This is a genomic window from Stenotrophomonas sp. 05L414_2, from assembly GCF_056397905.1.
The window spans coordinates 22,407-29,404 of sequence record NZ_JBFTOJ010000032.1 but is presented as its reverse complement, the minus strand read 5'-3'; the positions used below and the strand labels follow the sequence as shown (position 1 = coordinate 29,404).

Here is a 6,998-nt window from a genome sequence, read left to right as displayed (position 1 = left end):
GGCCAGAGAAGGTGTGCCAGCATCAGATTGAGCGCGGTGACCACCAGCGCCGAAGCCGCCGCGACTGAAATCAGCCACGCATTCTTCGTGGTCACCATCATCTTCCGGTGGAGATGCACGATCAGCATCACGGCAGGCATCAGCAGTGCCGAACCAAGTACGATCCAGGCCAGCCCATACTTCTCGATCATTGGCACGCGCATCTGCGCAAAGTAGGCATATTCGCCCAGCAGCAGGTATGGCCACCAACGCGGGGGGAACAACAGCACTGCAGCGACGCGGACGCCGGCCGGCAGATAGAACTGGTCGAGCGACAACTGGCGCGACGCCCAGCATGCAACGGCGTACAGCAGCGCAAGGACCAGCCCCGCCGGGCGGATACGCAACTTCAGCTGCAGGCCTTCATTCCACCAGTTCAATCGCACTACCCCTTCACAGTACGTTCCCTGTCAGCATCCATTCGCCGCGGGACCCGGTTCTTAGCGACGGTATCGACACGCGTTCGATTATGCAATCGCCTCAGCGCTCGGCCCGGCAAGTGAGAAAGTCATCACAGGAATGCCGGCGGCGACGAGTTTCACAGTTTTCGGGGGGCGGTAGATTCAGCTCGCTTCCTGATCAGCTCACCACAACGCATCCCGCAGCTTGTACCAGGACATGGCCGCCACCAGCAGCGGCATGCGCAGCAGGCGTCCGCCGGGGAAGGGGCCATGGCGCAGGCGCTGGAACACGTCCAGCCGCTCGCTCTGGCCAACGATGGCTTCGGCGATCACTTCACCGGCCAGCCCGGCCGCTGCCACGCCGTGGCCGGAGAAGCCCTGCGCGAAGTACACATTCCCATCCAGCCGGCCCCAGTGCGGGGCACGGTTGCGGGTGATGTCCACATAACCGCCCCAGACCTGCTGCAGCGGGATGTCGGCCAGTTGCGGGAACACCTCGTGCATGCGCCGCTGCATCACCCGGTGCAGGCCCGGCGGCGGCAGCGCGGAATAGCTGGCGCGGCCACCGAACAGCAGGCGGTGGTCATGGCTGAGCCGGAAATAGTCCAGCGCCCAGGCCGTGTCGGAGACCGCCATGTTGTTCCCGATCAGGGCGCGGGCGCGTTCGGCCCCCAGCGGTGCACTGGCGCCGATATACGTACCGACCGGCATGATGCGCCGCTCAAGCTCGGGCACCAGCCCCTGCAGCAGGGCGTTGCCGGCCACCACCAGCTGCGGCGCGCGCACGCTTCCGTGGTCGGTATGCAGCACCGCATGTGCGCCGCGTTGAATGCGCGTCACCGGCGATTGTTCGTGGATGACCACCCCGGCTGCGCGCGCGGCATCGGCCAGCCCGCGGGCGTAGGCCAGCGGATGCAGGTGGGCGCTGAGTGGGTCGAACATCGCCGCGCGGTAGCGCGGGCTGTCCAGTTGCCCACGCAGGGTATCGCGCTCCCACCACTGCATCGGGTAATCGTAATGTCGCTGCAGGTGTTCGCAGTTGGCGCGCAGGTCGCGCTCGTGGCGTGCGCGGATGGCAACGCTGGCGTGGCCCTCCACCCAATGGCACTCGATGCCATGCCGGTCGATGCGCGCGCGCATCGCCTGTACCGCCTCGCGCGACCAGTCGAACAGGCGGCGCGCATCCTCGTGGCCGAGCTGGCGTTCCAGCTCGTCCACTTCGCAGCCGTAGCCGACCAGCGCCTGGCCACCATTGCGGCCTGAGGCTCCCCAGCCGATCCGCTGCGCTTCCAGCACCACCACCCGCTGGCCGCGCAGGGCCAGTTCCAGTGCGGCGGTGAGGCCGGTATAGCCGGCGCCCAGTATCGCCACATCGGCACGCAGTTCACCGCGGAACGGCGGCAATGCGGGCGGTTCGGGCAGGCTGCAGGCGTACCAGCTGGGCGGGAAGGCGGCGCTCACCGGCGGCCTCGCAGGAGCGGGAAAGGGCGTCGGAGCGGGGGAGGACGGTCGGGCTTCACGCCGATAGTTTGGCCCAAGCCGGGCGCCCGTGGTGTGAGGGCAGCGGCTTGCCGATGCCGATGCCGGGCGCGTACCTTGATGCCACGCCAAGGAGTTTCCCCATGCGCCGCCTACCCTGGGTGGGCCTGCCCACCGACAGCACCGTGCTCGGCCATCATCGTTTCGCGGTGGCCGGGGAAAAATATGTGCGTGCGTTGGTTGACGCTGCGCAGGCAACACCGCTGGTGCTACCGAGTCTGCAGCCGCCGCTGCCGGCGCGCGATTGGCTGCAGGGCCTGGATGGCCTGCTGCTGACCGGCGCGGTCARCAACATCGAGCCGCAGCATTACGAAGGGGGTCGCACCTGGAACGGCAACCGGCATGACCCGGCGCGCGACGCCACTGCGTTCGCGCTGCTGCACGAGGCGCTGGCGTTGGATCTACCCGTGCTGGCGATCTGCCGCGGATTCCAGGAGTTGAATGTGGCGCTCGGTGGCACGCTGCATCCGCAGGTGCATGCAGTGCCCGGCCTGGCCGACCATCGCGAAGACCCGCAGGCGCCGGTGGAGGAGCAGTATGGGCCGGCCCATGCGATCACCCTGGCCGATGGGGGGTGGCTGGCGCAGTGGTGTGCCGCCGATCGGGTGCAGGTCAATTCCGTGCACGGGCAGGGCATCGCACAGGTCGCCGAAGGCCTGCAGATCGAGGCCTGGGCCGATGATGGCCTGGTCGAAGCAGCGCGCAGCCCGCGCCATCGATTCGTGCTCGGCGTACAGTGGCACCCGGAGTGGCGTGTCATGCAGACGCCGTTCTATCACGCTATTTTCCGTGCGTTCGGCCAAGCTTGCCGGCAGCACCAACRGAATCGACTGGAATCCCCATGAGTTCCCGAACGCGCCCGCGCAAGACGGCCACGCCCCCGCCCCCGCAGGAAAGCAGCCTGCTGCGCTGGCTGAAGGAGCGGCGCATCACCGAGGTCGAATGCCTGGTTCCGGACATCACCGGCAATGCGCGCGGCAAGATCATCCCGGCCGACAAGTTCTCGCACGATTACGGCAMGCGCCTGCCCGAAGGCATCTTCGCGACCACCGTCACCGGCGAATTTCCGGACGATTACTACGACCTGACCTCGCCGTCGGACTCGGACATGATCCTGCGCCCCGACCCGGACACCGTGCGAATGGTGCCGTGGGCGACCGACCCGACCGCGCAGGTCATCCATGACTGCTACACCAAGAACGGCGAGCCGCATGAGCTGGCGCCGCGCAACGTGCTGCGCCGGGTGCTGGATGCGTATACCGAGCTCGGCCTGCGGCCAGTGGTCGCGCCCGAGCTGGAATTCTTCCTGGTGCAGAAGAACACCGATCCGGATTTTCCGCTGCTGCCCCCGGCGGGCCGCTCCGGTCGCCCGGAAACGGCGCGGCAGTCGTACTCGATCGACGCGGTCAACGAGTTCGATCCGATCCTCGACCTGATGTACGACTACTGCGATGCGATGAAGCTGGACGTGGATACGCTGATCCACGAATCCGGCGCGGCGCAGCTGGAGGTCAACTTCACCCACGCCAATGCGATGGATCTGGCCGACCAGGTGTTCCTGTTCAAGCGCACCATGCGCGAATCGGCGATGCGCCATGGGGTGTATGCCACCTTCCTGGCCAAGCCGATGGAGAACGAGCCGGGCAGTGCGATGCACATCCACCAGAGCCTGCTGCGCATCAGCGATGGCCAGAACGTGTTCACCGGCGAGCACGGTGGTGAGGACTTCAGTCCGCTGTTCGCCCATTACCTGGCGGGCCTGCAGAAATATGTGCCGATGGCCATGGCGTTCTTCGCGCCGAACGTGAATTCCTACCGGCGCCTGGTGTTCGGTGAGGTCTCGCCTAGCAACGTGCACTGGGGCTTCGACAACCGCACCTGCGGCCTGCGGGTGCCGCTGGATACGCCGGAGAACATGCGGGTGGAAAGCCGCTTTGCCGGCTCCGACGCCAACCCTTACCTGGCGATGGCCGCGACCCTGGCCTGCGGGCTGCTCGGCATCCGTGAGCGCCTGGCGCCGGATGCGCCGGTGACCGGCAGCGCCAAGGAACTGGGCTACGACCTGCCGCGTTCGCTGGGTGAAGCGCTGGACGGGCTGGAGCAGTGCAGCGAGCTGCAGGCCCTGCTCGGCGAGCGCTTCTGCCGCGCCTACACCTCGGTCAAGCGCAAGGAATACGAGACCTTCTTCCGCGTGATCAGTTCGTGGGARCGCGAGTTCCTGCTGCTGAACGTGTGAAGGCCGCGAATAGAAAAATCCCTCGCCGGGGGGTAGGCTGGCACCCGTCGCCGGCCCGGCCGGCCCCCCTTTCCGCATTCTGGAGCACCCGATGAAGCTGCGTATCCTCACGCTCGGCCTGGCCTCCGCCATGCTTTCCGCCTGTGGCGGCGGCAACGGCGGCGGACAGGACAGCCAGGTCCTGAACGTCTACAACTACAGCGACTACATCGCCGAAGACACCATCCCCAACTTCGAGAAGCAGAGCGGGATCAAGGTCACCTACGATGTGTTCGACAGTGACGAGATGGTCGAGACCAAGCTGCTGGCCGGCAACAGCGGCTACGACGTGGTGGTGCCGACGCTGAACTTCTTCGGCCGGCAGATCCAGGCCGGCGTGTTCCTGCCGCTGGACAAGTCGAAGATCCCGAACCTGGCCAATCTCGACCCGGCGGTGATGAAGCGCATCGCTACCCAGGATCCGGGCAACCAGTACGGTGTGCCCTACATGATCGGCACCACCGGCATCGGCTACAACGTGGACATGCTGAAGGAGCGCTTCGGTGGCAGCACCGACATCGCCAACAGCTGGGACCTGGTGTTCAAGCCGGAAAACATCAGCAAGATGAAGGACTGCGGCGTGACCATCCTGGACACGCCGGCGGACATGATTCCGATCGCGCTGCACTACCTGGGCCTGGACCCGCACAGCGGCGATCCGGCCGACCTGCAGAAGGCGGCGGACCTGCTGAAGTCGATCCGCCCGTACGTGCAGAACTTCCACTCCTCGCAGTACGTGGGCTCGCTGGCCAACGGCGGCACCTGCCTGGTGGTGGGCTGGTCGGGTGACATCATCCAGGCCCGCGACCGTGCGGCCGAGGCCAGCAATGGCGTGCACGTGGCCTATTCGATCCCGAAGGAAGGCGCGCCGCAGTGGTTCGACATGCTGGCCATCCCGAAGGATGCCAAGCATCCGGAAGCGGCCTACGCGTTCATCAACTATCTGCTGGAACCGAAGGTGGCCGCGGCCAACACCAACTTCATCCACTACGGCAACCCGGTGCCGACCGCGACCCCGCTGGTGGACGAGGCGATCCGCACCGACCCGACCATCTACCCGCCGGCCGACGTGGCCGCGAAGATGTTCACCTATTCGATCAACACGCCGGAGACCGACAAGCTCTACACCCGGCTGTGGACCGAGGTGAAGACCGGTCGCTAAGCGTTTCCGGTAGCGCCGGGCCTTGCCCGGCAGCTGCCTTGCCCTGCGCCGGAGCCGGTACTGCCGGCCCGGCCAAGGTGCCGCTGGATGGCGGGCAACAGGTCGCGCGCATCGCGACCGCCGTTGCACAGGAATGATGAGCTCATCCGCTGCAGGTTGTGCATCCCGATGAAGAACAGGCCAGGCTGCGGGGAGACACCGAACTCGCCGAGCGGATAACCGTGTTCGTCCAGCACGCCGTCCACATGCAGCCACGGCCATTCGGCGACGAAGCCCGTGGCGAGGACAACCGAGCGGATGCCGGCAGCGTTCAGATCAAGTTCGCGCGGCGAGGCGTCCGGCTCCCAGTGCAGGTACACCTCTTCGGGAATGTAGCGGGCATCATCGGTGCGCGGTTCGGGCCGCGTGGCGTAGTACCCGCTTGCCAGTGAATCGAGATAGGCGTACTCGGCCCGCGTTGCTTCGACCGCAGTGCGCAGCTGTGGGCGGACATCGGCGAAGCGCGCGATGTCCGCGTCGAAGCCCTGCAGGCGGCCCAGCAGCGTGATGCCCTCGCGATGCATCGACAGCAGGCTGATCGAGCTGCCCAGGCCTGCGCGTCCCTTGCCGGAAATCAGCGGGAACTCTGCGGTCCGGGCCTTGCGCAGCGCGTCCGGCTCCCCGGCGAGTACCCCGGCCGATTCACTCACATGCTGGTGGATGCGTCCGGCCATGTCCCACCAGGTCATCGAATCCTTGCCGCGCAGCCGGCGCGTATGCGAATGGCGCTCGGCCAGCGACCAATACACGGTGCGGCCGCTGGCGCGGAGATCCTGGGCGATCTGCGCGCCGGACTGGCCGCCGCCGATGACCAGCACAGCGCCGTCGGGAAGCTGCCGGCAATTGCGGTAGTTGCTGGAGTGCAGTACCGCCAGCGCCGGCCCGGGCGCAAAGGGAACGCGGGGCATCCGGGGACGGCCGTATTCGCCGGTGGCCACCACCACCGCAGCGGCCTGGATCGGCCCGCGGCTGGATTCGATGGCGTAGCCGCCCGCCTTGGGCGTGACACGCAGGACCGCGCAGCCTTCGTGGATCGGCAGTGACCTTTCGCAGGCGTAGTCGCGGAGCCGCTGGATCACTTCCGGTGCAGCCATGAAGCCCTCCGGGTCGTCGCCCGCATAGGCGTGGCCATGCAGGGCCATCGTCGCGTTGGCGGTGTTGGTCTGGAAGGAATCCCAGCGCCGCCGCCAGCTGGCGCCCACGGTTTCCGCCTCCAGTACGCGATGCGCGAGGCCGGCCTCCTGCAGGACCGCGCTGAGTGACAGCCCGGCCTGGCCGGCGCCGATGATCACGACGTCACGCGGCGTAGATGCGGACGGGCAGCAGGGGAGAACCGGTGATGATTTGGAGTGGGCCATGTCGGATTCACTGGAGGGTCGAGGTGATTCCCCAATGACAGCGCGTGCCGGGTCAATGATTTCTGCTCTGAAAAACGTTGCATCTGCATGGATTGGCCGCGGACCAAGGCGAAGGCGTTGGTCGCCGGGCGTCGGTGCCGTTGCACCAACGGGCCATTGGCGACAAGCCGGTGGTCGGGTCTCAC

General features: G+C 66.8%; 5 protein-coding genes and 1 pseudogene. 3 read left to right on the top strand and 3 right to left on the bottom strand.

Going from position 1 to position 6,998, the window contains the following annotated elements; genetic code table 11:
* Positions 1 to 425, bottom strand: a pseudogene (locus AC1DJN_RS06705) (MASE1 domain-containing protein); the annotation flags it as partial.
* Between the two features lie 198 nt (positions 426 to 623).
* Complete coding sequence (locus tag AC1DJN_RS06700; RefSeq protein WP_425602675.1) at positions 624 to 1,901, bottom strand: NAD(P)/FAD-dependent oxidoreductase; 1,278 nt, start codon at positions 1,899 to 1,901, stop codon at positions 624 to 626.
* 161 nt (positions 1,902 to 2,062) lie between these two features.
* Here AC1DJN_RS06700 and AC1DJN_RS06695 point away from each other — a divergent pair, with 161 nt between their 5' ends.
* The 3 genes from AC1DJN_RS06695 to AC1DJN_RS06685 all read left to right on the top strand — a co-directional run bounded on the left by AC1DJN_RS06695 (position 2,063) and on the right by AC1DJN_RS06685 (position 5,416).
* The gene (locus tag AC1DJN_RS06695) at positions 2,063 to 2,824 is read left to right on the top strand and encodes a gamma-glutamyl-gamma-aminobutyrate hydrolase family protein (RefSeq protein ID WP_478039017.1); all 762 of its coding nucleotides are present in this window, start codon (positions 2,063 to 2,065) and stop codon (positions 2,822 to 2,824) included.
* Entirely contained in the window at positions 2,821 to 4,215 is a 1,395-nt protein-coding gene (locus AC1DJN_RS06690) for a glutamine synthetase family protein (protein ID WP_478039016.1), read from the top strand. Before AC1DJN_RS06695 ends, AC1DJN_RS06690 begins: the two co-directional genes overlap by 4 nt.
* Positions 4,216 to 4,306: 91 nt before the next feature.
* Positions 4,307 to 5,416, top strand: coding sequence for a polyamine ABC transporter substrate-binding protein (locus tag AC1DJN_RS06685; protein ID WP_032975677.1), 1,110 nt, complete (start codon positions 4,307 to 4,309; stop codon positions 5,414 to 5,416).
* Here AC1DJN_RS06685 and AC1DJN_RS06680 read toward each other — a convergent pair.
* Entirely contained in the window at positions 5,413 to 6,813 is a 1,401-nt protein-coding gene (locus AC1DJN_RS06680) for a flavin-containing monooxygenase (RefSeq protein WP_051584953.1), read from the bottom strand. The two genes, AC1DJN_RS06685 and AC1DJN_RS06680, sit on opposite strands and share 4 nt — an antisense overlap.
* Between the last annotated feature and the right edge of the window lie 185 nt (positions 6,814 to 6,998).

Coding starts and splice junctions, on each gene's coding strand:
- AC1DJN_RS06680 (WP_051584953.1), bottom strand. CDS start 6,813: ATGGCCCACTCCAAATCATCACCGGTTCTCCCCTGCTGCCCGTCCGCA.
- AC1DJN_RS06685 (WP_032975677.1), top strand. CDS start 4,307: ATGAAGCTGCGTATCCTCACGCTCGGCCTGGCCTCCGCCATGCTTTCC.